Source organism: Kitasatospora sp. NPDC034035 (assembly GCF_055575755.1).
In genome coordinates this window covers 345,817-369,881 of sequence record NZ_JBVISA010000001.1, presented here as the reverse complement: position 1 = coordinate 369,881, position 24,065 = coordinate 345,817, and the positions used below count along the sequence as shown (strand labels likewise).

The following is a 24,065-nucleotide window of genomic DNA, read 5'->3' as shown; positions in this document are numbered from 1 at the left end:
TGGCGCGCCGGGCGGTGCGTATCCAGGGACCGCCGATCCCTGGCCCGCCGGGCCGCGCCTCCCCGACGCCGACTCGCCCCACCGATAGCGTTCCGGTCGTAAAACTCCCTGATACGAACGGATGGTGACGATATGTCGGACGAGGCGAAGCGGCGCATCTTCACGATGCTGGACAGCGACGGCGACGGCACGATCACCCGCGACGAGTACCTCGCCCGGGTCGACCGGGCCGCCTCGGCCTTCGGACGCGGCCCGCAGGACCCGCTGGTCGCCACGGCCCGCGCGACCCACCAAGAGGTCTTCCTGCAGGTGACTCCTCCTCCGGCGGGAGCCGGGGGCTTCTCGCTATACCGGTACGGCTTCGCGACGGGCCAGCCCGGCCCGTAGAACGTTGGTGGCTCCCACTGTGTCGGCGTGGGCCTTGTGGCCGCAGGCGACACAGTGGAAGGTCTCCTGGGTGGGCCGGTTCTCCACTGTGATGTGCCCGCATGTGGGACAAGTCCGGGAGGTGTTGCGGGGGTTCACGGCGATCACTTCCCGTCCGGCGCTTTCAGCCTTGGCGGTGAGGATCGTCAGGAACACCCCCCATCCGGCATCGTTGATCGACTTGTTCAGCCCGGCCTTCGCCGTCGCACCGTTGGGCAGGAAGCCGCCCGGCCGGTCGGGGTCGGGCCTTGGCGCGGGGGTGCGCACCATGTTGCGGACCTTGAGGTCTTCGTGCGCGATGAAGTCGTGCGCACGGACCAGGCCGAGGGCGGCCTTGTGGGCGTGGTCAAGCCGTTGACGGCGGACCTTGCGGTGCAGGTCGGCGACGCGCTGAACGGCCTTGCGGCGGCGGTTGCTCCGCTGCTTGCACCGGGACAGGGCATGCTGCGCGGCTTCGAGCTTCGAAGCGGCCTTCCGGCCATGGCGGGGGTTGGGCACGAACCCGCCATTGGAGTCGGCGAGGAAGTTTGCTATGCCCATGTCGATGCCGACCGCGCTGCCCGTCGCCGGCAGCGGCTCGGGCGCGGCCTGCTCGGCTGTCAGCACCACATACCAACGCTTGCCCTCGCGCTTGACGCTGACGGTCTTGACCCTGCCGACTACCGGACGGTGCCGGTTCACCCTGACGTGCCCCACGCCCTGGAACCGGACCCGGGTCACGGGGTCGCATGGGGTGGAGTCCCACCGGCAGCCGTCGCCGTCCTTGGGAAACTCCACAGTGTCGAACCAGCTCACACCCCGAAAGCGCGGGTAGCCGGGTGTGTCACCAGACTTGACCCGGCGGAAGAACGCGGCGAACGCCCTGTCCAGGCGGCGGAGCGTCGCCTGCTGCGAAGAGAACGACCAGCGGCCCTGCCGCTCCGCGTCGAACGCCCGGATCTCCTTGAGCTGCACGGACTGCATCCCGTACGTGACGCTTGCCTTCGACGGGTGCCGGTAGGCGCCGCGACGTTCCTGCAACGCCCCGTTGTACAGCGAGCAGTGATCCCGCAGCATCTCGCCGAGCGCCTGCGCCTGGCGCACGGTGGGCCGCAGGAGGAACTTGTACGCACGAATCATTCGGCCCACCCCCTTCGGTCGGTGCCATCAACATAACTCGCCCCACTGACAACACGCAGAATTCCGGCTCTCCGCGCCCCCGGCAATGAACTCGCTCCCCTCCCCAGCTGAATCCGGGGATACTCGCGCAAGATCAGGGATGGAGGAGTGGATGGCGGCTGGCTGACCACTCAGGCCCGATCGCCCGGGCCCCAGCCGGGGATCGGCGGTCCCTGGATCGGGAGGTCTCTGGCGGGCCTGCCGCGCCGCGGACAGGGTGGTGGGTGTCGGAGGACGGCAACTTCCCTGGAGGAGACGGGCGATGGCGACAATCCTGGTGACGGGCGCGACCGGTTCGGTCGGGAGCCGGCTGGTGCCGCGGCTGGTGCGGTGGGCCGGGGCGGACGGCTCGGCGGTGCGGGTGCTGGTACGCGACGCGGCGAAGGCGGCCGTACTGGCGGGGCCGGGCGTGGAGGTGGTGGTCGGCGACCTGTGCGAGGAGGCGGACCGGGCGCGGGCACTGGACGGGGCCGAGGTGGTGCTGAACGTCGCGGCGGCGCTGCGCGGGGTGCCGGAGGAGACGGCGTGGGCGGTCAACCGGGACGCGGCGGTGGCGCTGGGCCGGGAGGCGGCGAAGGCGGGGGTGGCGCGGTTCGTCCACACCAGTACGAACCTGGTGTACGGGCGGGGGCTGGGACGCCCCGCGGTGGAGGACGACCGGCCGGCGCCGGATCCGGCGTGGGGGGTGTACGCGGCGTCCAAGGCGCAGGCGGAGGCCGGGCTGCGCGCACTGGGCGACGAACTTCCGCTGGTGGTGGCGCGGTTGGCGTTCGTGTACGGGGAGGGCGATCCGCATCTGGCGCAGTCGCTGCAGTGGGCCGCCGACTGGCCCGCGCACCAGCGCCTGGCGGTGGTGCACCACGCGGACGTGGCGCAGGCGCTGTGGCGGGCGGTGTCCGTGCCCGGGATCGAGGGGCGTACGTACAACGTGTGCGACGACGCGCCGCTGACGGCCTGGGACCTGCACGCGCTCAACGGCCTGACACACCCGGGCGGTTCGCCGGATGCGCCGTTCGACCCGTGGGAGGGCCAGGTGTCGACGGCCGCGGCGCGCCGGGACCTGGGCTGGCGGCCGCTGTACCCGTCGGCGTGGGCGGCGGCCGAGGCCGGGGCGCTGTAGGGGCCGGGGTCCGGACCCGTCGGTCGGGTGCGGGCCGGTGCCCGGCCCTCCCGGGGAGGGGAGGGCCGGGCACCGGGCTCAGCCGGCGCTCACGGGCGAGGGCGACGGCGCGGGCGCGTAGCCGGCCGGGCGGGTGGTGAAGGTGCCGCGGCCCTGGGTGCGCCCGCGCAGGCGGCTCGCGTAGCCGAACAGTTCGGCCAGCGGCACCAGCGCGCTCACCTGCGCGGTGCCGCCGCGTCCGGCCGTGGTGGCCCGGACGTGGCCGCGCCGGGCGGCGAGGTCGCCGAGGACGGTGCCCAGCGCGTCCTCGGGCACGGTGACCGTCACCTCCGCGACCGGCTCCAGCAGCCGCATCCGCGAGGCCCGCAGCGCCTCGCGCAGTCCGAGGCGGGCGGCGGTGCGGAAGGCGAGCTCGGAGGAGTCCTTGGGGTGGGTGGCCCCGTCGGTGAGGGTGACGGCGACGCCGGTGACCGGGTGGCCGCCGTGCGGGCCCTCGGCGAGGGCGTCGCGGCAGCCGGCCTCGACGGCCTGCACGTACTCGCGCGGCACGCGCCCGCCGGTGACGGTGGAGGCGAACCCGAACTCCCCCTCGCTGCCGTCCGCGAGCGGGTGGACGTCGAGGACGAGGTGCGCGAACTGGCCCGCGCCGCCGTCCTGCTTGGCGTGCCGGTACACGAAGCCGCGCACGCCCTCGACCAGGGCCTCGCGCAGCGCGACCGTCGGCCGTCCGGTGACCGCCTCGATGCCGCTGTCGCGCCGCACCTTCTCCACCGCCACCTCCAGGTGCAGCTCGCCCAGCCCCGACAGGGTGCGCTGCCCGGTCTCGGGGTCGGTGGCCAGGCGCAGCGAGGGGTCCTCCTCGGCCAGGCGGGCCAGGGCGGCGGCGAGTTTGTCGGTGTCGGTGGCGCGGCGGGCCTCGACGGCGACGGTGACGACCGGTTCGGCGCTCACGGGTGCCTCCAGGAGGACGGGGTGGTCGGGGTCGCACAGGGTGGCGCCGACGCGGGCGGTCTTGGGGCCGATGACGGCGACGATGTCGCCGGCGCGGGCGTGGTCGGTCTCGGTGTGGCGGTCGGCCATGACGCGCAGGATGCGGGCGACGCGTTCGCGGCGTCCGGTGGCGGTGTCGAGCACGGTCGCTCCCTTGTGCAGGGTGCCGGCGTACAGGCGCAGGTAGGTGAGGCGGCCGGTGGGGGCCGCGACGACCTTGAACGCCAGGGCGGTCAGGGGCTGTTCGGGGTCGGCGGTGCGCTGCTGCGCGCCGTCGGCCGAGCGGACGGGCGGGACGTCGAGCGGGGAGGGCAGGTAGGCGACGGCGGCGTCCAGGAGGGGTTCGATGCCGCGGTTGCGGTAGGCGGAGCCGCACAGCACGACCACGGCCTCGCCGGTGCGGGTGAGTTCGCGCAGGGCGGTGGCGAGGGTGGCGGCGGTGACGGCGCCGTGGGCGCAGAACTCCTCCAGGGCTTCGGGGTTCAGTTCGGCGACGGCCTCCTCCAGGGCGCGGCGCCGTTGGGCGGCCTGGTCGGCGAGGTGGGCGGGCACCGGGCCCTCGGCGGCCGGGGTGCCGTCGTCGTGCCAGGTGTGGGCGCGCAGGTGCAGCAGGTCGACGACGCCGGTGAACGACTCCTCGGTGCCGATGGGCAGTTGGACGGCGAGCGGGCGCGGGTGCAGGCGTTCGCGGATGGAGGCGACGGCGGTGTCCAGGTCGGCGCCGGCGCGGTCGAGTTTGTTGACGAAGGCGATGCGGGGCACGCCGTGGCGTTCGGCCTGGCGCCAGACGGACTCGCTCTGCGGCTCGACGCCGGCGACCGCGTCGAACACCGCCACCGCGCCGTCCAGGACGCGCAGCGAGCGTTCGACCTCGTCGGCGAAGTCGACGTGGCCGGGGGTGTCGATGAGGTTGATCCGGTGTCCGGCCCAGGCGCAGCTGACGGCGGCGGCGAAGATGGTGATGCCGCGGTCGCGTTCCTGGGGGTCGAAGTCGGTGACGGTGGTGCCGTCGTGGACTTCGCCGCGCTTGTGGGTGGTGCCGGTGAGGTAGAGGATCCGCTCGGTGACGGTGGTCTTGCCGGCGTCGACGTGGGCGAGGATGCCGAGGTTGCGGACGGCGGCAATGGCGGAGGCGGTGGTGTCGGTGCGCATGGCCCGGGTGCCTTTCGAGGCGTTTTCCTGCGGGTGGGCGCGCGATTCGGCGGTGCTGACGACACGTCAGGTGCGTTTTCCTGGCGGGCCCGTGCGGGCCGTGGATGCCGGGGTTCAGACGGTGGCGGCACTGCTCCGGTGCCGGCCGCGCAGCGGGCACCGGGAGGACGGGGACACCAGGATCACCTCGTACCGCGACGCGGGAGAGGGGGCGGCGGCGCTCTGCTTCGGCACGGCCGCTCGCCCCCTCTCTCGTCTCGTCCATCGGCACGGTCGGCCGCACGGCATGGCGCGGCGCGGCTGCGTGGCGAGTGTAGGGAAGGCGGGCCGGGCGGGGCGACGGGTTTTACGACGGCGGTTTACCGGCAACGGTTTTCCCGGCAGCGGTTTTCCGGCAGCGGGGATTTACGACGGCGGGTTCTGCGGCGGCGGGTTCTGCGGGGCCGCGAAGCGCAGCACCGGCGCGGACCAGCCGTCGTCGGGCACCCCGGCGTCGAGGGCGGCACCGATGGCGCGTTCCTCGTAGCCGAAGTGGGAGTCCATGATGGCGGCCAGGCCGTCGAGTTCGCGTCCGATCGCTTCCAGGTGGGCCGGGTCGGCATCGGACAGGTGGGCGGCCTGTTCGGCGAGGTCGCGGACGCGGGCGAGGATGGCGGAGATGAACCCGTGGTCCTCGACGAGTTTGGCGACGGTCGGCGCCAAGTCGGGGCGTTCGTGCAGGAGTTGGGTGAAGAGGCCGCTGTCCTCGCCCTGGTGGTGGTTGGTCAGGGCGGTACAGAAGGCCAGGCAGTGGGTGAGGAGCGTGTCGCCGTCCGGGCGGGGCCGGCCGAGGTTCGAGCGGACGTCGGCGAGGCGGCGGCGCAAGTCCTGGTGCGCGCGGGAGAGTTGAAGACTGAGGGCGGCCGTACGGCCGCCGGCGGGGGAGGCCACGGGTGGCGGTCCCTTCGGTTCCGCACCTCCATGCCTGACGCAGTCCGTCACCGGCACGCGATGCTGGCGCCAGCAGATCACGCGACCCGATCATCGGGCAAGCGCGCGCCGGCGGAAGGCTCGGCGGCGGCCTCGGCCGACGAGGGCTGCGCCGACCGCCCGCGCGGCCGTCCGAGGAGGATCCCGACCGCCACCAGCACCAGTCCCGCCCCCTGCCGCACCCCGAACGGGTCCCCGTCCAGCGCGGTGCCCAGCAGCACCCCGGCCAGCGGGTTGAGCAGCCCGAGCAGCCCCACCGTCCCGGCCGGCAGGTGGCGCAGTCCGGCGAACCAGCAGGTGAAGGCGAGGGCGGTGGCGATCAGGGTGGTGTAGGCGAAGGCGAGCAGGGTGGAGGTGTCCATCGCCGGGGGCGCGCCCTCGGTGGCGGCGGCCAGCGGCAGCAGCATCAGGCCGCCGGCGGTCAGCTGCCAGGAGGTGGCGGCCAGCGGGTCGGCGCCCTCTCGCCAGCGGGCGGCGAGCACGTAGCCGACGGAGGAGACGAGCATGGCCGCCGCCGAGGCGGCCAGCCCGGCCCAGCCGATGGCGCCGCCGGTGCCGAGTCCCCCGAACAGGGCCAGCGCGACTCCGGCCAGGCCCACCACGGCGCCCGCCAGGTGGGCGCGGCGCGGGCGCTGGCCGGCCAGCACCCAGGCGGTGAGCAGCATCGCCAACGGGGAGGCGGCCATGACGGTGGCGGCGGCGCTGGTGGGCAGCAGTTGGGAGGCGAGGTAGAGCAGGACGAAGAAGACGGCGGTGTTGAGCAGTCCGAGCAGGGCGCTGCGCCACCACCACGGGCCGTGCGGGCGGCGGCGGGCGAGGGCGAGCAGGAGCAGGCCGGCGGGCAGGGCGCGCAGGACGGCGCCCCACAGCGGGCGGTCGGCGGGCAGGTAGGCGTGGGTGACGTAGTAGTTGGCGCCCCAGGTGAGGGGGGCGAGGGCGGTCGGCAGCACCCACCGCACATTGGCTTCCATGGAAGACAATATAGCTTCTCGGGAAGCTATCCGCGCTACACTGGCTGCCATGGAGACCGACCACGCCGACCACGCCGCCCACGCCGCCCCCCGCGACCCCGGCGACCACGTCGCGCAGATCCAGGCCGAGTGGCGGCGCGAACGCCCCGACCTCGACGTCTCCCCGCAGGCCGTCATCGGCCGCCTGCACCGCCTCGCCGCCCGCCTGACCGCCGAGCTCGCCCTCGTCTACCAGCGCTACGGCCTCGGCGAGGGCGAGTTCGACGTGCTCGCCGCACTGCGCCGCGTCGGCGCCCCGTACGAACGGGCCCCCGGCGAACTCGCCGCCCACACGATGGTGACCACCGGCGCGATGACCAAGCGCATCGACCGCCTGGAACGCGCCGGACTGGTCACCCGCCGCCCCGCCGAGGACGACCGGCGCGGACGCGTCGTCGCCCTCACCGACGCCGGCCGGCGCCTGATCGACGAGGCGTTCACCGCCCACATGCGCAACGAGCACCGCCTGCTCGCCCACCTGGACCCCGAGGAGGCCGCCGCCCTGCAGACCCTGCTCACCGCCTGGCAGGCCCGCCTGGACGGCACCGGGCAGGCGGCCCACGACCGGTGACCGCGCCGGGCCCGCGCGCCCGCCACCGCCACCGCCACCGGCCACCCCCCGGCCTCCCGCGACCGGCCGCTACCTCCGTCGACAATGTGGTCCATGACCAGCACGCCGCCCCCGCCGGACTCCCCTTCGCCCTCCGCCCCTCCCCCGCCCGGCTGGGAGAACCCCGCCGTCCGGGCCGACCGGCGCCTGGTGGAACTGCTGCAGGAACTGCGGGTGCTGCAGACCGGCGTGCAGATCGTCTTCGCCTTCCTCCTCGGCGTCGCCTTCACCCCGCGCTTCGCCGAACTCACCGACGCCCAGCAGGACATCTACGTCGCCACCCTGCTGCTGGCCGTCGTCGCCGCGGCCGTCCTCGCCACCCCCGTCGCCCTGCACCGCGGCCTGTACCGCCACCCCGGCAAGGAACGGATCGTCACCGTCTCCGCCCGCATCGCCCAGGCCGGCCTGCTGCTGCTCGCCTGCGCACTGACCGGCGCCGTCCTGCTCGTCCTCGACGTCATCCTCGGCGCGGCGGTGGCCGTGCCGATCACCTGCGTCATCGCGCTGATCTTCGCCACCCTGTGGTTCGTCCTGCCCTGGGCCGTACGCCGCGCCACCACCCACGACCGCGCCTGACCGCACCTGACCGCGCCGGCCGCCGCCTCCGCTGCCCGCTTCCGGCGTCCGCTCGCCACCCGCTTCCGCCGCCCGTTTCCGCCGCCGCTTCCGCCACCCGCACGACGGGGTGCGGGCGGCGGACCACGGACCGGGCCATGGGCCGGCTGTCGGGCGCCGGGGGCCGGGCCGGGAAGGCGCGCCCCGGCCGCCTCCCCCACCCCACCGAGCCCACCCCACCCCGAACCGCTTACCGTGCCCGTATGCACACCGACGAAAGCCCGTGGGACGTCCTGCTGATCGGCGGCGCCTCCGGGATCGGCAAGAGCCGCGCCGCCGCCCGACTCGCCGCCCGGCACGGGGCGTTCACGGTGGAGTTCGACGACATCGTCGCCGCCCTGCAGGCCGCCACCACCCCGGCCACCCACCCCGGCCTGCACCACTTCTCCGCCCCCGACTTCTCCGACCCCGACTTCTCGGCCCCCGACGAGGCCCCCGACGAGGCCAGGAGCGCCGAGCGCGTCCTCCAGTCGCAGATCGCCACCGCCCACGCCCTGGACGACGCCCTGCTCGGCGTCGTGCGCAACCGGCTCACCGTCGACGTGCCCGCCATCGTCGAGGGCGACTACCTCACCCCGGACGCCGCCGCCCGCGCCGCCGCCGAGGCCGCCGGGCAGGGACGGCGGGTACGGGCGGTCTTCCTCCACGAGGGCGACCCGCAGCGCATCGCCGCCAACTACGCCGAGCGCGAGCCCGGTTGCGGCCCGCAACGCGAGCGCGCCGCCGTCAGCGCCCGCTACTCCGCCTGGCTCGCCGACCGGGCCGCCGCCCACGCCCTGCCCGTGGTCGACTGCCGCCCGTACGCCACCCTGCCCGAACGCCTGGCCGCCGCCCTGACCTGACCGGCCCGCCCGGGCCTGCAGCACCTGCGGCAGGGCCAAGTCGGAGCGCCCGCCCCGCACGTGCGTTGGCCCGCCGGCACAGGAAGCCGGCGGGCCAACGGGAACAACGTGCGGACTAGACCAGGAACTTGGCGATCGTCTCCGCCTTGCGCTGCAGCTTCTCGGGGCTCACCGAGGCCAGTTCGGCGGTGATCTTGTCGGCGTGCATCTTCAGCTGCTTCACCACCGTGGTGTCGGTGTCGCCGCCACCCGCCGTGCCCACCTCGGCGAGGCGGGCAGCCTGGATACAGGTCTGCGTCTGCGGCTCCAGGATGGTCAGCAGGGCGTAGAACTTGGCAAGTTCCTCAGTGGTCATGATGGGCTCCCAAGCCTCGAGGTGCACGAATCACCACCCACCGTATCCATGCGAATCCTCTCCGTCACGGAGGCGCGGCCGCGAGCAGACCAGGGCAGCTGACGCGCCGTCCCGCAGGGGGGCCCGGGTGTCCTACGGGGCTGCCCTACGGGGCGGTGTAGGGCTCCTTGACGTGCTGGGCGCACTCATCGCGGGTGAGGAAACCGTCGCCGTCGGCGTCGATCTGCTGGAACTCCTGGAGGGCTTCGACCTGGGAGAGGCCCTTGTCGCCCTGCCAGGACAGCCACTCCGCCAGCGAGATCCTGCCGTCGCCGTCGGCATCGGCCGCCTCCAGGACGGCGAGCTCGAACGGGATGGCGACCTGGTCGAGGAACTCCGGACGGCGGTAGGCGGCGACGAACTCGCGGGCGGTGACCCTCCCGTCCCCGTCCGCGTCGGCACCGCTTCGCAGCGTCTGCCACATCCTGTTGCTCAAGCCGGTCACCCGACGCCAGGTCGCGGACCCCGGGACGGCGCCGGCCCGCGCCAGCACGCCCTGGGTCAACTGGTCGATGTCGACCTGCTCGATCACACCGTCACCGTCGACGTCGACCTTCCTGAACATCGCCTGGAAGCGGTCGCGCTCCGTCCGAGTCACCACGAGCCCACCTGTGCCTTTCCTCATGTGCGGGAGTACCGTTCGCCAACGTGCCACACACCTCCGTCCACAGGCGGGCATCGCGCCCGTCGATCACCCGAAAGAAGCCGTCACGGGCACCGCGGCTCACACCGGCGTGCCGCGCCCGTCGTCGTACGCGGCGCGGGCCTGCAGCACCTGCGGCATGTGGGACTCCGCCCACGTCTTGATCGACTGCATCAGCGGAAGCAAGTCCCGGCCGAGCGAGGTGAGTTCGTAGTCGACGCGGGCCGGGACGCCGCCGGTGACGGTGCGGGTGAGCAGGCCGTCGCGTTCCAGCGCGCGCAGGGTCTGGGTGAGCATCTTCTCGCTCACCCCGGCCAGGCGCCGGCGCAGGTCGCTGTAGCGCTGCGGGCCGCCGGCGAGGGCGTTGACGGCCAGGCTGGTCCACTTGTCCCCGATCCGGTCGAGGAGTTGGCGGGCCGGGCACTGGGCGAGGTAGGCGTCGAAGCCGGCCGCTGCGGCGGCGCGGCGCTGGGCGGCGGTCATGGTGGGCGACACGGGCTCTCTCCTTGCCGTGCGGTACGCACCTCGGGGTGCGTGCTTCCCCGTGGAGAGTAGCTCTCCTTAGGTTGGGCGGTGTTGGACGGCATGGGGCGGTGTTCCCCCCTGATCTCGAGGAGTGTGGTGTGGTGCGTGCCGTGGTGGTACGGGAGTTCGGCGGCCCCGGGGCGCTGGAGCTGGTCGAGGTGGCGCTGCCGCAGCCGGGGCGCGGGCAGGTGCGGGTGCGGGTCGCGGCGGCCGGGGTCAACCCGGTGGACGCGGTCACCCGCGCCGGCGTCCTCGCCGAGGCCGGGCTGATGGCGCCCCGCGCGGTGACGGGCATCGGCTGGGACCTGGCGGGGACGGTCGACGCGGTCGGGCCGGACGTCGCCGGCTTCGCGCCCGGGCAGCGGGTGGCGGGGCTGCGCGACCGCCTGGACGTGGACCTCGGCGCCTACGCCGACCACGCCGTCCTGGACGCCGACGCCCTCGCCGCCATCCCGGCGAACGTCACGTTCGAGCAGGCGGCGACACTGCCGCTCAACGGCCTCACCGCGCTGCAGGCCCTCGACCTGCTGGACCTGCCCGCCGGGTCGACGCTGCTGGTCACGGGCGCGGCGGGCGCCGTCGGCGGCTTCGCCGTCGAACTGGCCGCGCTGCGGGGCCTGCGGGTGGTGGCGCAGGCCGGGGCGGGGGACGAATCACTGGTACGCGGACTGGGCGCGCAGTGGTTCGTGCCGCGCACGGCAGGCGATGTGGCGGCGGCCGTACGGGAGTTGGTGCCCGGCGGGGTCGACGGCGCGATCGACGCGGCACTGCTGGGCGTACGGGCGCTGGGCGCGGTACGCGGACGCGGCGCGTTCGTCGCGGTCGCGGGCGCCAGCGCACCGGTGGGGCTACGCGGGATCCGGGTCGCGAACGTGTGGATCACCGCCGACGGGCCCGCCCTGGGCCGGCTCGCCGCACTCGCGGGCGAGGGCCGCCTGACCCTGCGAGTGGCGGACACGCTGCCGCTGGAGCGGGCCGGGCAGGCGCACGAGCGCCTGGCGGCGGGCGGGCTGCGGGGGCGGCTGGTGCTGGCGCCCTGACCTCAGGCGGCGCGTTGGCCGTGGAGGAGGACGGGCAGCGTGCGGTTGGCCAACGCCTCCATGGCGCGGGCGCATTGCGAGGGCGCCATGCGGCTGGGCAGCTCCCGGACGGGGACGAAGCGGGCGCCGAGCAGGCCGCTGCGATGTTGCGGCGGGACGGTCAGGCGGGTGTCGTCGCGGACCGTGCCGCCGTCGAACACCAGGTTGAGGCGCTCCAGGTGGCGGTCGGCCGGGGTGAAGTCGACGGCGACGAGGTCGCTCAGGCGCAGGTGCAGACCGGTCTCGGCATGCAGGTGCCGGGCGGCCGCCACGTTCGGCGGCTCGTTCGGCTTCGCGGAGCCACCGGGCAGGATCATGCCGTCCATGTAGTCCGGGTCGACGAGCAGGACCTCCCCGCGCCGGTTACGGACGAGAACGAGACAGCCGAGCCGGCACACCGGCGGCTTGGCGAGGAGGCGGGGGTCACGCATGGGACAGTTCACTTTCTGACGGCGGCGAAGAGGACGAGAGAGAAGCCCGCCCACCACAGCAGGCGGGCCAGGAGTTCAGTCGTCATACGTGAGGCGCTCGTAGCGCAGCCCCTTGCGCAGCAGGTCGAGGATGCGCAGGAGTTCCAGCGGACCGGCGGAACCGAGCCGGACGAGGTAGTTGCCCGTCCTGCGCCCGTACTCCCAGTCCACGGCGATGGACGGCAACTTCACCCCGCCCAGGGCAAGCACGGACACGAGGTCTTCGACGACGGACGCGACCTGCCGCCGCTGCTCGGCGGTCACACGGGCGAGCGGGGAAGGCATCACCTCTCCCCCGGCCGCTTGTGCACCTCGAAGACCTGCCAGGCACTGTAGGCGTCACCGAAGAAGGTGAAGGACGCCAACTCACCGGAATCCTGACGCATCCACTCCCCCGTGATCTCGTTACGGACCCGGTAGCGCTGCACCTCGGGGTCAAAGCGCACCCCGTACCCGTGGGTGCGGGGAACCTGATCTTGAGCCATGGAAGAACCCTCCGCGATCGGCGTTTCACGTTCTGTGCACATGGTGGCCCGGCGTCACCTAGCATCGGAAGCGGCAAACGACTTGACCTCGTGGGCGCGTTGTTTTGGAGCAGCCATGGTGAACATCAAGGAAATCGACCCGGCGTCCGGCCCCTGGGCCCCTTTCGCGGTCCAACTCCGCAACTCACGCAGGGCGAAGGGCCTCAAGCAGTTCCAGCTCGCCCGCAAGTGCGGAGTCAGCGCCTCGTACGTCTCGTTCGTTGAACTTGCACGTCGACCCCCGAGTGAAAAGTTTGCTACCAAGGCCGATGAAGTCCTGGAAACGGGCGGGACTTTGATGCTGATGTGGTGGCAGCACAAGCACACAGCCTTGGTGCCAGGCTTCCCCGAGTACGCCAACTACGAGAACCGGGCCGCAGAGGTGCGACTGTTCTCAATCGACATCGTGTCCGGACTACTGCAAACCCAGGCCTACGCCGGCGCCTGGGAAGCCGCCAACGTCAGGCGCGGAACCGCAACCTCCGAACAGGCGGAGGAGCGGGTCAACTTCCTCATGACTCGCCAGCAGCTTATGGCCCGCACACCGGCGCCGCTGCTTCACGCAGTTCTCGACGAGAGCTGTCTGCGTAGGCCCGTTGGCGGGACCGAGGTCATGATCGAGCAGCTGCTGCACCTTGAGCAGTTCGCCATGTCTCCGAACGTCCTTCTCCAGGTAGCCCCGTTCTCCCTGGGCGAGGACCGCCCGTTCACCCTTCCCGTGATTCTCCTGACCATGCCCGACCGCAAAGTACTCGGATACACAGAAACCGAGCTGCGCGGGTACCTCGACCGCGATATCAACACTGTCCTTCCGCTTGCCAGGGGCTACGATCGGCTGCAGATCGAGGCACTGAACCAGGCCGCATCGATGGAGATGATCCGAGCGGTACGGAAGGACTATGAGGATGCACGTTGACCTGACCAACGCTGGCTGGCGAAAGAGCACTTACAGCGGCGGGTCGAACGGCTGTGTAGAGGTCGCTGACGGCTTCCCTGGCGCCATGCCCGTGCGCGACTCCAAGGACCCCAACGGCCCGGCCCTGCTCTTCTCCGCCACCGCCTGGCAGTCCTTCGTCACCGCTGTCCGCGCTGGCGAATTCGGCGCCTGACAGGCCTACTTCACTCCGGAGTGGGAAGTCGTCCCCATCGACTTCCCACTCCGTTCGCACAGCCTGACCAGGAGGCCCGCCATGGACCCCGCCCACATCACCACCTGGCGCAAGAGCACCCACAGCGGACAAGGCGGCCAGTGCGTCGAGGTGGCAGACGGCTTCACCGGCATCGTCCCGGTCCGCGACTCCAAGGACCCGAGCGGCCCGGCCCTCGTCTTCCCCTCCCCCGCCTGGCAGTCCTTCGTCACCGCCATCCGCACCGGCGAATTCGACGCCGAGTGATCCCGCCTGTGCGCCGCAGCCAGGCGACAGACGGGCCAACCTTGCGGTGATGCCGGCGAGGTGGTGGTCATACCCCACCCCGCGCAGGAAGTCGGCTCTGCCGACTTCCCACTCCACCCACTCGATCAGGAGGGACCCGCAATGGACAGCAACTCCCCCACCACCTGGCGCAAGAGCACCCACAGCGGCGGCGGCGGCGAGTGCGTCGAAGTGGCAGACGGCTTCACCGGCATCGTCCCGGTCCGCGACTCCAAGGACCCGAGCGGCCCGGCCCTCGTCTTCCCCTCCCCCGCCTGGCAGTCCTTCGTCACCGCCGTCCGCGCGGGCGAATTCGGTACCGGCTGACGGTGCTCGCAGGCCGCCACCCCGGCCGGTGCGCACGGTGTCCACGGGTGGCCACGTCTGCGCGGCTGTCCGGGTGTTGGAGCGCCCCCGGGGCGGCCGGCGGCACGATGGTTGCTCGCTGCCGGGTCTGGTGCGGGGTCCTGTGGCCGGAGGCCGTCTTCGTCCGCTGGTTGGTGCTCGGCGGCGGTCAGCTTGACGGGCACGGCGGAGGCGAGGGGCACGGGAGGAAAGCGGCCGCCCCTTCGGGGGCAGCGGGGGTGCGGGCCGGCACCAGGGCGCACCCGTCCCCCCGGTTTTGGTGGCGGTTCCGCACGCTGGCCGTTGACGCCCGGTCGACGATCGTGATCAGCGGGTTTCGAGGTTGTGCGTCATGCGTTCGAGGACGCTGACGGCGGTGTGGTACTCCTGCGCGGTGATGCCGGTCATGGACAGTTCGCGGAAGGCGCTGATCCGGTCCTCGACGGCGGCGAGGCGCCGGCGGCCGTTCTCGGTGAGCACCAGCCGGCCGGGTGCGGGGCGGGTGGCCCAGTCGTCGGTGAGAGCGGTGTCGATGGCGGCGGTCAGGGTGGGGAGGTCGGCGTTGGGTGCGAGGGCCGTGTGGACGTCGGTGTCGGCGGCGTCGGGCGTGTCGCGGATGACGTTGAGGACCTGCCAGGCGGTCCGGGTGAGGCCGAACTCGTCGAGCATGCCGTTCATGGAGCGGGTGAGGGCCTTGTCGGTGCGATTGAGCCAGTAGCCGATGGGCTTCACGGTGATGGTCCTTCAGTGAGGTCGGGATCGCGCGGGGCGGGGCGGGGCGCGGGAGCGGCGGCGGTCAGCGCGTGGTGAACGCGGCGGCGTTGTCGGTCGCCCATTGCCGGAAGGTGCGCGCGGGCGTGCCGAGCAGGGTTCGGGTGGTGTCGGCGATGGGGGCGGGGCCTGCGGACGCGGCAGCCCACAGGGCGAGCAGGGAGGAGACCATCGGGGCCGGCATGAAGCGGCTCATCTGCTGCTCGGCCTGCTCGTGGGTGATCGTGTCGACGCGGATGTCGCGGCCGAGGACCTCGGCCAGGACGGCGATCTGCTCGCGGAAGGTGAGGGATTCGCCGCCGGTGAGGGTGAGCGCGCGCCCGCGGCGGGCGGTGTCGGTCAGGGCTGCGACGGCGATGTCGGCGATGTCCTCGGGGTGGATGGGCGCGATGTGCGCCTCGGGGTAGGCGAGCTGGATCGGCAGGCCGTGCCCGATGAAGTGGGACCAGCCGAGGGCGTTGCTGGCGAAGGCGTCCGGGCGCAGGAAGGTGCACGGCAGGCCGCTGGCGGTCAGGGCGCGCTCGACGAGGAGGCTGTGCGAGGCCAGCGGGTCGGTCTCGGCGTCGGGGGCCAGAACCGAGGAGGAGGACAGCAGTACGACGTGCTCGACGCCGGCGGCCCGTGCGGTCTCGGCGAAGGCGTCGATGCCCTCGGGCTGGGGGTAGAGGAAGACCTGGCGCACGCCGTCGAGCGCGGCCGGGAAGGTCTCGGGCCGGCTGAGGTCGACTTCGGCGACCTCGACGCCGGTCGGGACGGCCAGCTCGGCGGGCTTGGCGCTGGCGGCGCGGACAGGAAGGCCGGCGGTGTGCAGGCGGTTGATGACGGCCTGGCCGACCTTGCCACGGGCGCCGGTGATGAGGATGGTCATGAAAACTCCCGGAGGCTCACGAAGCTTGCTCGAAGACATATGCATGATTGCATGCACGTAATTTCACGTCAACACATGCCTTCCAAAGCTCACGGACATTACGATGGGTGCATGACGACGAACGAGCCGCAGACGGCCGAGGAACTGCTGAACGCCGTGGGCCCCGCGTTCTCCAAACTGCGCCGCACCTCGCTGCTGGAGGTCGAGAACCCCGTCTCGGCCAAGGACCTGAGCCGCACCCTGGTCCTGAACATCGTCCTGGAGCACACCCGGGACTCCGACAAGGAGATCACCGTCGGAGCGGTGGCCGAACTCCTCGGCGTCGACCCCTCGGTCGCCAGCCGGATGGTCACCGACAACATCAAGGCCGGCTACCTGACCCGTGCCGCCTCCCAGCAGGACGGCCGCCGCACCGTCCTCCTGCTCAGCCCCGAAGGCGCCGACCTCATGGCGCGCTTCCGGCGCCACCAGCGTGCGGCGTTCGAGTACATCACCGCCGACTGGGCCGAGCACGACCGCCTGGAGTTCGCCCGCCTGATGCTCAAGTACGTCGGCTCCCTCGCCCAGTTGAACGATCGCCGCCCGGCCGAGGACGCCAAGGGATCCTGACGATCGCAGGCCCGGCCCTCGTCTCCCCCTCCCCCGCCCGGCACTCCTTCGTCACCGCCGTCCGCACCGGGGAGTTCGACACCCGGGAGTTCGGCACCGGGGAATCGGCACCGGGAAGCTGAGGGTGCTCGCACGCCGCCACCCCCGACCGGGGCGGCGGTGTGGCGGCGTGGCGGCTGCGGCAGGGAAGGCGGCTCAGTCGAGGCAGAACTCGTTGCCCTCGACGTCCTGCATCACCAGGCACGACTCGTTCTCGTCATCGGCGGTCAGCAGTTGCACGCGTACCGCGCCGAGTGCGACCAGTCGGGCGCATTCGGCCTCGAGTACGGCCACGCGCTCCTCGCCCACGAGTCCGGTGCCGACCCGTACGTCGAGGTGCACCCGGTTCTTGACGACCTTGCCTTCGGGAACGCGCTGGAAGTACATGCGCGGGCCCACCCCCGTGGGGTCACTGCACGCGAACCACGCACCCCGCTTCTCCGGCGGCAGTGAGAGGTTGAAATCGTCCCAGGTGGCAAACCCGTCCGGCGGCGTCGGTGCTACGTAGCCCAACACCTCGCACCAGAAACGGGCGACGCGTTCGGGGTCCGCGCAGTCGAAGGTGACCTGGAGTTGCTTGACCGATGACATCGGGTCACCCTAACAGGGGGGTTCGGGGCTCTTCCGCTCAATTTCCGGTGGGGTTCCCCGGGTTGGCGGGCGAAGCCGCGCCCCGGGCCCCACCAGCTCCCTTCACTGTCGCGTGACGGTCACCCACACGGCGTCCTGCCCGGTCACGGCACCCCGCCGGACGGCGACGGGGGCGGCGGCGGTGCGCGCGGTGACGCTAGTGGTCGGCTTCCTGCAGCGCGGATTCCCCCTGATGGCCGGTCAGCGCAGGCGAGGGCCCGGTGCGGGGCCGGCGCCGCACGGCCACGTCCAGTAGCCTGCGCACTCTTGACTTCCTCCCCCTCGTGAACGAGGGGGATTCCCCTCAGCCTCGCGGCTGAGCCGCTGCGAGTGTGCGCTGCGGTGGGACGACTTCCTGCTTCACCGACGACCGCCCGCCCGGAGTGCTCCGTTGAGGTCTTACAGCGTCTCCACAGGCGGCAACCGCCAGCCCGGCGGCCAGGATGTTCTTCGCCGCGTTCACGTCCCGGTCGTGGGTCGTCCCGCAGTCACACGTCCACTCACGGACGTTGAGCGGCATCCTGCCTCGCAAGATACCGCAGGCACTGCACAGCTTGGAGGAGGGAAACCAGCGGTCGATCACCACGAGCTCCCGCCCGTACCAGACCGCTTTGTACTCCAGCATGCTCCGCAGTTCCGACCACGACGCATCGGCGATCGCGCGAGCCAGAGTACGGTTCCTCAGCATGTTCCGCACGGTCAGGTCCTCGATCACGAGCGTTTGGTTCTCACGCACGAGAGCGGTGGTGACCGTGTGTAGGAAGTCCCTGCGACGGTCGGCGATCCGGACATGCGCCCGGCCGACCTTCAACCGGGCCTTGTCCCGGTTCTTCGATCCCTTGGCCTTGCGCGCAAGATCCCGCTGAGCCTTCGCGAGGCGCTGCCGGTCATTCCGCTCATGCCTCGGGTTGCGGATCTTCCCGCGCCCGTCCGTCAGACCTTCGATCGGTCTGGACAGGACGAGCAGCGACGCTATGCCCGCATCGATACCGACAGCGGCGTTCGTCACCGGCATCGGCGCCGGGCGGTCGTCGCACAGCACCGACACGAACCAGCGTCCGGCCGAGTCCTGCGACACGGTGACCATGGTCGGTGTACTGCCCTCGGGCAGAGGCCGGGACCACACGATGCGCAGAGGCTCGGCCATCTTCGCCAGCGTCAGCCGACCGTCCCGCCACCGAAACGCGGAGGACGTGTACTCGGCGGACTTGCAGGACTTCTTCCGGGACTTGAAACGCGGGTACTTCCCCCGTTTCCCCCAGAAGTTGACGAACGCACCCTGCAAGTGCCGCAGCGCCTGCTGCAATGGAACGGAGGAAACCTCGCAGAGGTAGGCCAGTTCCTCGGTCTTCTTCCATGCCGTCAGCATCGCACTGGTGGCGTTGTAGTTGACGCGCTCCTGCCGCTGCTGCCACGCGTCCGTACGCGCCTGCAGCGCCAGGTTGTAGACCTTCCGCACGCACCCGAACGTGCGCGACAGCTCAGCCGCCTGCGCATCGGTCGGATAGAAACGGAACTTGAACGCCCGCTTCACGGAAGTGGTCCGCACGAATCACACGATACATCATCAGATTGTGACCATTTGCTGGCGGTTGGTAACCGGCGGTCCGTCTCTACGACGACCCGCCGTCCCCTGCCCCGCTACGCGGGCGGTCCGTTTCCTCCCCCGGCTGAAGCCGGGGGTATCCCCGGAGACATCCGATGACGCGCCCTTGGATCATGCCGGTACTGCTCCTGCTGTGCGGCTCGGTCGTCGCGGCCGGGCTGGCCTCCCGGGGCAGCCTCGGGCCGGCGGCGGCCTTCCTGCTGGTGTTCGTGCTGTGCGCGCTCGTGAACTCGCCGCTGGTCTTCCCGCGTTCGGTGAGCGTGGCGCAGGCGCAGCGGCGCAGCGCGGCCGACGGGCGGCCGGTGGTCCTGTGGCGGCCGGGCTGCAGGTACTGCCTGCGGTTGCGGTTGCGGCTGGGCCGCGATGCGCGCCGGGTGCACTGGGTGGACATCTGGCGCGATCCCGAGGGGGCGGCGGCCGCGCGGGCGGTGAACGAGGGCAACGAGACGGTGCCGACGGTCTTCGTGGCGGGGCGGGCGCACACCAATCCCCCGGTGGAGTGGGTGCGCGCGCAGCTGTCCGCGCGCGGGTGAGCGGAGCCGGCGGGGGGTCCGCGCCCTCGGTGTCTCGTCAGGCCTGCGTGGCGAGGAGGGTGTCGGTGGCGGTGACGGTGGCGCCCAGGTCGCGGAAGGTGTGGAGGGCGGCGGTGTGGGCGGGGGCGGACAGGGCGGTGACGGCGTCCTCGGCGACGGTGGTGGGGTAGCCGAGGGTGACGGCGGTGCGGACGGTCTCGCCGACGCCGTACTCGGTGGTGATGCCCGCGACGACGAGGGCGGTGGCGCCGAGGCGGCGCAGGCGGTCGGCGAGGTCGGTGCCCTCGAAGGCGTCGATGCCGTACTTGGTGACGACCTCGTTGCCGGGGCGGGCGTCCACCTCGGGCGCGAAGCGGTTGGCGTGGGAGTCGGGGCCGCCGTCGCTGCCGTCGATGCGGGCGTAGCGGACCAGGACGACGGGCAGGCCGGCCGTTTCGAAGGCGGTTTTCAGGCGGGCGGCGGAGCGGACCACGGCGGTGCCGGTCAGTGGGGCGGATGGGCGGTTGACGATCCAGTGCTGGAGGTCGACCAGGACCAGGACGGTGCCGGGGGCGAGGGCGGCGGGGCTGTCGGGGGTGTCGGTCATCGGGGTTCCTCGGGGTGGCGGGCGGCGCGGGCCGGGGTTGGGTCGGTGTCGCGCAGGGCGGCGGTGGAGCGTTCCAGGAGGTCGCGCAGCTGGGCCTGTTCGGTGGTGTCGAGGGCGTCGGCGAGGCGCTGTTCGACGGCGCGGGCCAGGGTGTCGGCCTTCCTGGTCAGGGTGCGGCCGGAGCGGGTGAGCGTGGCCACGAGGACCTTCCGGTGGACGCTGGAGGTCTCGCGGGTGATGAGGCCCTTGTGTTCCAGGTTGGCGAGGACCGTCGTCATGGTCTGCGGCGTGACCATGCACGCGCGGGCGAGCTGGGCGCCGGACAGGCCGGTGGTGGACTGCTGCAGGACGAGCAGGGCGACGTACTGGGGGACCGTCAGGTCGACGGTGCGCAGCACGCGGGTCTTCTCGCCGATGAGTGCCTGCTCGGCCCGTTTGATGGCGTGGCCCAGGCGGTCGTGGAGGTCGGGCGGGGCCTGGGCCGGGCCGTCGGTGCCGCTGCCGCTGCTGGTGTCAGTGTCGGTCATGGTGATCGCATCCCTGGCCGCTCCCCGGTCCTAGGCTGTTCGGGCTTTACGTTATATCAGTGGCCTGACACTGTGCCAGATGGGGAGTCGGCGGGTACGTCCCGTGGGCCGGGGTGCGAATCCGGTGGCATCGGCGGCTCGTGGGCGGGGAGACTGCGGGGATGGAGACTCCTGTTCCGGACCTGCGCGTGCGCAGCGTCGTGCCCGACTACGCGGGCATGCATCCCCTGGTCGCCGAGCTGGTGCTACCCGAGGGCGCGTCGATGTCCGTCATGAGCGCGCTGGAGACCTCCCGCGAGCTGATCCGGCATTCCTTCTACCGGTACGAGTTCGCCACCGTGGCCGTCACCCACTCCCTGTCGGCCCTGGAGCAGGTCCTGGCGGGGCGGCTGGCCGACGAGGACGCCCCGTTGCGGGAGCTGGTCCGGCGGGCCGGCGACGCGGGGCTCGTCCCGGCGTACCTGGCCGGGGAGTTGGAGCGCGCGGTGCGGCTGCGTGAGCGGATCGCGCGGGGTGCCGTGAGCAGCGGCGTCGTGAACCCGCTCAGGGCCGTCGATCTGCTGCGCGCCGTGTTCGACACGGTCGCCCTGCTGCTGGGCCCGCCGTCGCAGGCGGGGCCGGCTGCTGGGGAGCCCGGTCCGGGCGAGCCGCAGGAGCGCCTGGCCCGTCTGTGGGAGGAGCACCGGCAGGCCCCGTTCCCGGAGAGCTTTCGCGGCGTGGACATCGACGGCGCGGACCTGATCCAACTGGACGCCGACGTGGCCGGCCTCGTCCGGCGGGAGCTGGGCGGCGGACTCGACGCCGACGGCGTCGCCGTCCTGTGGGCGTGCATCGCCGGCCTCGGCAGGGCCGTGCCCGTGCTCGACGAGGAGTACTGCGCCGCCTACTTCACCCGGCTGCGCACCATGGCCGATCTCGTGGCGGCCCGCCACCTGCCCCCGGCGGCCGCCTGACGCCCGGCACCCGGCACCCGACGCCTGACGCCTGACGCCTGACGCCTGACGCCTGACGCCTGACGCCTGACGCCTGAGTGGGCGTACACGCCCGGACGGGGTCTCAGGACGGCGAGGACGTGCCGCCGGGCGCGGCGGGCTTGGTGTGCAGGACCTCGCGGGCCTGTTCGGCGGCGCGCAGGATGCTCTCGCTGATGAAGTCGAGGAAGCGGGCGACGTTCTCCAGGCGGTGGGCGGCGGGGGTGCCGGCGCCGAGGACGGCGACGCCTTCGCGGGCGGTGGCGACGAGTTGGTCGTTGGCGCGGGCGCTGGCGATGGTCGCCTGGTAGAAGAGTTCGTCGTCGACGATGTAGCGGTCGCGGCGGCGTTCGTCGCGTTCGCGGCGCACCAGGCTCTGGCTCTCCAGGAAGGCGATCGCCTTGGAGATGGAGGCCGGGCTGACCTGGAGGCGGTGGGCGAGGTCGGAGGCGGTGAGGCTGCCCGCGTCGGTGACGAACAGGCAGGTCAGCACCCGGGCCGTCATCTTGGACAGGCCCGTGCCCATCATGACGGTGGTGAGCGTCTCCTCGTAGTCGGCCACGGCCTCGGCGTCGCGGCCGTGGGCGTGGGGGGCCGGCTGCGGCCCGCGGGCGGCGGCGGGTCCGCGCCGGTGGGCGCGGCGTTCGGTGGCACGGTGGGCCAGGTCGGCGCGGTAGGCGGTGGGGCCTCCGTTGCGCATCACCTCGCGGGTGACGGTGGAGGTGGGGCGTTCCAGGCGCCGGGCGATCTCGGCGTAGGGGAGGCTGTCGGCCAGTCCCAGCGCGATCTGCTGGCGTTCCTGCTGGGTGAGTCGGCCTCCCGGCATCGCGGTCTCCTCGGTGGTGCCTCGTGGTGGTCCTTGATCCCCACGATAGCGTTCACCTCTCATCCATTGCAATGAACAAGTCTCATGCCGTTGCGCTACTGACAGAACCGTTGCAACACTTTCCCGCATCCCACCTGCAGATATGGCCGTCTGACGCAACGAACATGTTGTCGCTACCTGGAAAGCAACGTAGCGTTTCCGGTGTCAGAAAGATCGCCCGACCGGCCGGCCGAAGCACTGGCCGGCCGAGACACCGCCGGCCGAGACACCGGAGAACACCGTGCAGAAGTTCGACACCCCCGCCGCGATCACTGCCGTCCTGGACATCCGCGCCACCACCCCGCACGGCGACATCACCGCCCGCAGCCTCTGAGCCCCCGAGCCCGACCGCCGCCCGCCCGGGGAACCGACGGCACGCCCGCACCGGGACCGACCGCGTGGCGGCACGGGGCCGCATGGGCCAGGCGCGGGCTCCGTACGGGTGGATTCGCCAGGACGCGTCCCGCGCGGGGGCGTACCCGGCCGGTCGGGCTGGTGATGCTGGCGTGGGTCCGCTCCCCCGACCCGAAAAGGCGCCCCGACGTGCGACGCACCCACCACCGCAGACTGTTCGCCGCCGCCCTGGTCGTGGCATCCGTGCTGGCCCCGATCACGGCGGCCCCCGCCACCGCGACCGCCCGCCCCGCGGGAGTCCACCCCACGGGCAACCACCGGTACGACACCCGCCACGGCGGGGACGACTGCCCGCCCGACGGGCTCGACCCCGACCTGACCGCCCGCCTGGACACCGCCATCGAGTCCGTGCGCCGCCAGGCCGCCATCCCCGGCGTCGTCGTCGGCCTGTGGATGCCCGGCCGGGGGTGCTACGTGCGCGCCACCGGCGTCGCCGACACCGCCACCGGCGCGCCGATGCGCACCGACTCCTACGTCCGCATCGGCAGCGAGACCAAGACCTTCACCGTCACCGCGCTGCTCGAACTCGTCGACGAACACCGCGTCGGCCTGGACGACCCGATCTCCGCCTACGTCGACGGCGTGCCGAACGGCGACTGCATCACGCTGCGCCAGCTCGCCGAGATGCGCAGCGGCCTGTTCCCGTACACCTCCGACCCGGACTTCATCCACGACCTGCTGAGCGACCCGCAGCGCTCCTTCACCCCGCAGCAGGCGCTCGCCTACGGCTTCAGGCACGACAACACCTTCGACCCGGGCCAGGAGTTCCAGTACTCCAACACCAACCTCGTCCTGCTCGGCCTGGTGGTCGAGAAGGCCGGCGGGCGCCCGCTCGCCGAGTTCCTGCGCGAGCGGGTGCTGCGCCCCTCCCGGCTGCACCGCACCCTGCTGCCGCAGGGCCCCGAGTTCCCGCAGCCGCACCCGCGCGGCTACACCGACCAGACGCTCAGCGGCGCCACCGCCGACGCCACCGACTGGAACCCCAGCTGGGCCTGGGCGGCCGGGGCGATGATCTCCGACCTGCACGACCTGCGGCACTGGGCCGAGGTCCTCGCCACCGGGCGGCTGCTCAGCCCCGGGACCCAGGCGCAGCGCCTCACCACCCTGCCCACCGGCTTCCCCGGGACGAGCTACGGCCTGGGCATCTTCGACGCCAACGGGTGGATCGGGCACAACGGCTCCATCCCGGGGTACGAGACCGTCACCGTCTACCTGCCCGCGCAGCAGGCCACGCTGGTCATCGAGATCAACACCGACTCCACGGTCCAGGGCCAGGAGCCGTCCACGCTCCTGGCCCGGGCGATCACCGGGATCGTCACGCCGGACAACGTCTACGACGGGGCGGTGGTCACGCGGTAGGCG

At 72.4% G+C, this 24,065-nt stretch carries 31 protein-coding genes; 14 read left to right on the top strand and 17 right to left on the bottom strand.

The window, feature by feature from the left end; all coding sequences use genetic code 11:
- Positions 1-132: 132 nt before the first annotated feature.
- A complete protein-coding gene (locus ACZ52J_RS01690) occupies positions 133-387 on the top strand; it encodes an EF-hand domain-containing protein (RefSeq protein ID WP_465615012.1) in 255 nt (84 codons plus the stop codon).
- Here the strand turns inward: ACZ52J_RS01690 and ACZ52J_RS01685 are convergent.
- Positions 346-1,545 (bottom strand): RNA-guided endonuclease InsQ/TnpB family protein, encoded by a 1,200-nt coding sequence (locus ACZ52J_RS01685; RefSeq protein WP_465615011.1) that lies wholly within the window; start codon positions 1,543-1,545, stop codon positions 346-348. The genes ACZ52J_RS01690 and ACZ52J_RS01685 overlap by 42 nt on opposite strands.
- A 301-nt stretch (positions 1,546-1,846) precedes the next feature.
- Between ACZ52J_RS01685 and ACZ52J_RS01680 the strand changes: the two genes are divergently transcribed.
- Positions 1,847-2,704 carry an NAD-dependent epimerase/dehydratase family protein gene (locus tag ACZ52J_RS01680; protein ID WP_465615010.1) on the top strand — a complete coding sequence of 286 codons (858 nt, stop codon included), beginning with the start codon at positions 1,847-1,849 and terminating at the stop codon, positions 2,702-2,704.
- Positions 2,705-2,782: 78 nt separating this feature from the next.
- On the opposite strand, the gene fusA is transcribed toward ACZ52J_RS01680, so the two are convergent.
- The 3 genes from fusA to ACZ52J_RS01665 form a co-directional block, all read right to left on the bottom strand.
- On the bottom strand, positions 2,783-4,846 hold the full coding sequence (gene fusA, locus ACZ52J_RS01675) for an elongation factor G (protein ID WP_465615009.1): 2,064 nt from the start codon (positions 4,844-4,846) through the stop codon (positions 2,783-2,785).
- A 405-nt stretch (positions 4,847-5,251) separates the two neighbouring features.
- Positions 5,252-5,776, bottom strand: coding sequence for a hemerythrin domain-containing protein (locus ACZ52J_RS01670; protein WP_465615008.1), 525 nt, complete (start codon positions 5,774-5,776; stop codon positions 5,252-5,254).
- Positions 5,777-5,853: 77 nt separating this feature from the next.
- Positions 5,854-6,786 (bottom strand): DMT family transporter, encoded by a 933-nt coding sequence (locus ACZ52J_RS01665; protein WP_465615007.1) that lies wholly within the window; start codon positions 6,784-6,786, stop codon positions 5,854-5,856.
- 49 nt (positions 6,787-6,835) lie between these two features.
- On the opposite strand from ACZ52J_RS01665, the gene ACZ52J_RS01660 reads away from it, so the two are divergent.
- The 3 genes from ACZ52J_RS01660 (at position 6,836) to ACZ52J_RS01650 (ending at position 8,892) form a co-directional block, all read left to right on the top strand.
- Entirely contained in the window at positions 6,836-7,396 is a 561-nt protein-coding gene (locus ACZ52J_RS01660; protein ID WP_465615006.1) for a MarR family winged helix-turn-helix transcriptional regulator, read from the top strand.
- 93 nt (positions 7,397-7,489) lie between these two features.
- Entirely contained in the window at positions 7,490-8,011 is a 522-nt protein-coding gene (locus ACZ52J_RS01655; RefSeq protein WP_465615005.1) for a DUF6328 family protein, read from the top strand.
- A gap of 242 nt (positions 8,012-8,253) precedes the next feature.
- Complete coding sequence (locus tag ACZ52J_RS01650) at positions 8,254-8,892, top strand: AAA family ATPase (protein ID WP_465615004.1); 639 nt, start codon at positions 8,254-8,256, stop codon at positions 8,890-8,892.
- A gap of 115 nt (positions 8,893-9,007) precedes the next feature.
- Here the strand turns inward: ACZ52J_RS01650 and ACZ52J_RS01645 are convergent, their stop codons facing one another.
- The 3 genes from ACZ52J_RS01645 to ACZ52J_RS01635 form a co-directional block, all read right to left on the bottom strand.
- Positions 9,008-9,247, bottom strand: coding sequence for a hypothetical protein (locus tag ACZ52J_RS01645; protein WP_465615003.1), 240 nt, complete (start codon positions 9,245-9,247; stop codon positions 9,008-9,010).
- Between the two features lie 145 nt (positions 9,248-9,392).
- Positions 9,393-9,887, bottom strand: a complete 495-nt coding sequence (locus ACZ52J_RS01640) for an EF-hand domain-containing protein (protein WP_465615002.1) — start codon at positions 9,885-9,887, stop codon at positions 9,393-9,395.
- Positions 9,888-10,010: 123 nt separating this feature from the next.
- Positions 10,011-10,412: a winged helix-turn-helix transcriptional regulator gene (locus ACZ52J_RS01635; RefSeq protein ID WP_465615288.1), complete on the bottom strand. Its 402-nt coding sequence runs from the start codon at positions 10,410-10,412 to the stop codon at positions 10,011-10,013.
- A 143-nt stretch (positions 10,413-10,555) separates the two neighbouring features.
- Here ACZ52J_RS01635 and ACZ52J_RS01630 point away from each other — a divergent pair, with 143 nt between their 5' ends.
- Entirely contained in the window at positions 10,556-11,494 is a 939-nt protein-coding gene (locus ACZ52J_RS01630; protein ID WP_465615286.1) for an NADP-dependent oxidoreductase, read from the top strand.
- Positions 11,495-11,496: 2 nt separating this feature from the next.
- On the opposite strand, the gene ACZ52J_RS01625 is transcribed toward ACZ52J_RS01630, so the two are convergent.
- From ACZ52J_RS01625 to ACZ52J_RS01615, 3 genes are all read right to left on the bottom strand, one after another.
- A complete protein-coding gene (locus ACZ52J_RS01625) occupies positions 11,497-11,964 on the bottom strand; it encodes an NUDIX domain-containing protein (RefSeq protein WP_465615001.1) in 468 nt (155 codons plus the stop codon).
- Between the two features lie 75 nt (positions 11,965-12,039).
- A complete protein-coding gene (locus tag ACZ52J_RS01620) occupies positions 12,040-12,288 on the bottom strand; it encodes a hypothetical protein (protein ID WP_465615000.1) in 249 nt (82 codons plus the stop codon).
- Positions 12,288-12,488 (bottom strand): hypothetical protein, encoded by a 201-nt coding sequence (locus ACZ52J_RS01615; RefSeq protein WP_465614999.1) that lies wholly within the window; start codon positions 12,486-12,488, stop codon positions 12,288-12,290. The genes ACZ52J_RS01620 and ACZ52J_RS01615 overlap by 1 nt, the downstream gene beginning before the upstream one ends.
- Before the next feature lie 115 nt (positions 12,489-12,603).
- Between ACZ52J_RS01615 and ACZ52J_RS01610 the strand changes: the two genes are divergently transcribed.
- From ACZ52J_RS01610 to ACZ52J_RS01595, 4 genes are all read left to right on the top strand, one after another.
- A complete protein-coding gene (locus ACZ52J_RS01610; RefSeq protein ID WP_465614998.1) occupies positions 12,604-13,443 on the top strand; it encodes a helix-turn-helix domain-containing protein in 840 nt (279 codons plus the stop codon).
- Complete coding sequence (locus tag ACZ52J_RS01605; protein WP_465614997.1) at positions 13,427-13,636, top strand: DUF397 domain-containing protein; 210 nt, start codon at positions 13,427-13,429, stop codon at positions 13,634-13,636. Before ACZ52J_RS01610 ends, ACZ52J_RS01605 begins: the two co-directional genes overlap by 17 nt.
- Before the next feature lie 81 nt (positions 13,637-13,717).
- Positions 13,718-13,921 carry a DUF397 domain-containing protein gene (locus ACZ52J_RS01600; protein WP_465614996.1) on the top strand — a complete coding sequence of 68 codons (204 nt, stop codon included), beginning with the start codon at positions 13,718-13,720 and terminating at the stop codon, positions 13,919-13,921.
- 141 nt (positions 13,922-14,062) lie between these two features.
- Positions 14,063-14,266: a DUF397 domain-containing protein gene (locus ACZ52J_RS01595; protein ID WP_465614995.1), complete on the top strand. Its 204-nt coding sequence runs from the start codon at positions 14,063-14,065 to the stop codon at positions 14,264-14,266.
- A gap of 345 nt (positions 14,267-14,611) precedes the next feature.
- Here ACZ52J_RS01595 and ACZ52J_RS01590 read toward each other — a convergent pair whose 3' ends face one another.
- Together ACZ52J_RS01590 and ACZ52J_RS01585 are read right to left on the bottom strand one after the other, a co-directional pair.
- Complete coding sequence (locus ACZ52J_RS01590; protein ID WP_465614994.1) at positions 14,612-15,016, bottom strand: MarR family winged helix-turn-helix transcriptional regulator; 405 nt, start codon at positions 15,014-15,016, stop codon at positions 14,612-14,614.
- A 64-nt stretch (positions 15,017-15,080) separates the two neighbouring features.
- Positions 15,081-15,923, bottom strand: coding sequence for an SDR family oxidoreductase (locus ACZ52J_RS01585; protein ID WP_465614993.1), 843 nt, complete (start codon positions 15,921-15,923; stop codon positions 15,081-15,083).
- 111 nt (positions 15,924-16,034) lie between these two features.
- Between ACZ52J_RS01585 and ACZ52J_RS01580 the strand changes: the two genes are divergently transcribed.
- Positions 16,035-16,532, top strand: coding sequence for a MarR family winged helix-turn-helix transcriptional regulator (locus tag ACZ52J_RS01580; RefSeq protein WP_465614992.1), 498 nt, complete (start codon positions 16,035-16,037; stop codon positions 16,530-16,532).
- A gap of 195 nt (positions 16,533-16,727) precedes the next feature.
- On the opposite strand, the gene ACZ52J_RS01575 is transcribed toward ACZ52J_RS01580, so the two are convergent.
- The gene (locus ACZ52J_RS01575; RefSeq protein WP_465614991.1) at positions 16,728-17,162 is read right to left on the bottom strand and encodes a VOC family protein; all 435 of its coding nucleotides are present in this window, start codon (positions 17,160-17,162) and stop codon (positions 16,728-16,730) included.
- Positions 17,163-17,505: 343 nt separating this feature from the next.
- On the bottom strand, positions 17,506-18,750 hold the full coding sequence (locus ACZ52J_RS01570) for an RNA-guided endonuclease InsQ/TnpB family protein (RefSeq protein ID WP_465614990.1): 1,245 nt from the start codon (positions 18,748-18,750) through the stop codon (positions 17,506-17,508).
- A 152-nt stretch (positions 18,751-18,902) separates the two neighbouring features.
- Between ACZ52J_RS01570 and ACZ52J_RS01565 the strand changes: the two genes are divergently transcribed.
- Positions 18,903-19,340 (top strand): glutaredoxin domain-containing protein, encoded by a 438-nt coding sequence (locus ACZ52J_RS01565; protein ID WP_465614989.1) that lies wholly within the window; start codon positions 18,903-18,905, stop codon positions 19,338-19,340.
- A gap of 37 nt (positions 19,341-19,377) precedes the next feature.
- Here ACZ52J_RS01565 and ACZ52J_RS01560 read toward each other — a convergent pair whose 3' ends face one another.
- Both ACZ52J_RS01560 and ACZ52J_RS01555 read right to left on the bottom strand, forming a co-directional pair.
- The gene (locus tag ACZ52J_RS01560; protein WP_465614988.1) at positions 19,378-19,926 is read right to left on the bottom strand and encodes a cysteine hydrolase family protein; all 549 of its coding nucleotides are present in this window, start codon (positions 19,924-19,926) and stop codon (positions 19,378-19,380) included.
- A complete protein-coding gene (locus ACZ52J_RS01555) occupies positions 19,923-20,453 on the bottom strand; it encodes a MarR family winged helix-turn-helix transcriptional regulator (RefSeq protein ID WP_465614987.1) in 531 nt (176 codons plus the stop codon). Before ACZ52J_RS01555 ends, ACZ52J_RS01560 begins: the two co-directional genes overlap by 4 nt.
- 161 nt (positions 20,454-20,614) lie before the next feature.
- On the opposite strand from ACZ52J_RS01555, the gene ACZ52J_RS01550 reads away from it, so the two are divergent.
- A complete protein-coding gene (locus ACZ52J_RS01550; RefSeq protein WP_465614986.1) occupies positions 20,615-21,406 on the top strand; it encodes a hypothetical protein in 792 nt (263 codons plus the stop codon).
- A gap of 103 nt (positions 21,407-21,509) precedes the next feature.
- Here the strand turns inward: ACZ52J_RS01550 and ACZ52J_RS01545 are convergent, their stop codons facing one another.
- Complete coding sequence (locus ACZ52J_RS01545; protein WP_396290370.1) at positions 21,510-22,250, bottom strand: helix-turn-helix domain-containing protein; 741 nt, start codon at positions 22,248-22,250, stop codon at positions 21,510-21,512.
- A 582-nt stretch (positions 22,251-22,832) separates the two neighbouring features.
- On the opposite strand from ACZ52J_RS01545, the gene ACZ52J_RS01540 reads away from it, so the two are divergent.
- Positions 22,833-24,062 (top strand): serine hydrolase domain-containing protein, encoded by a 1,230-nt coding sequence (locus tag ACZ52J_RS01540; protein WP_465614985.1) that lies wholly within the window; start codon positions 22,833-22,835, stop codon positions 24,060-24,062.
- The last annotated feature ends 3 nt before the right edge of the window (positions 24,063-24,065 follow it).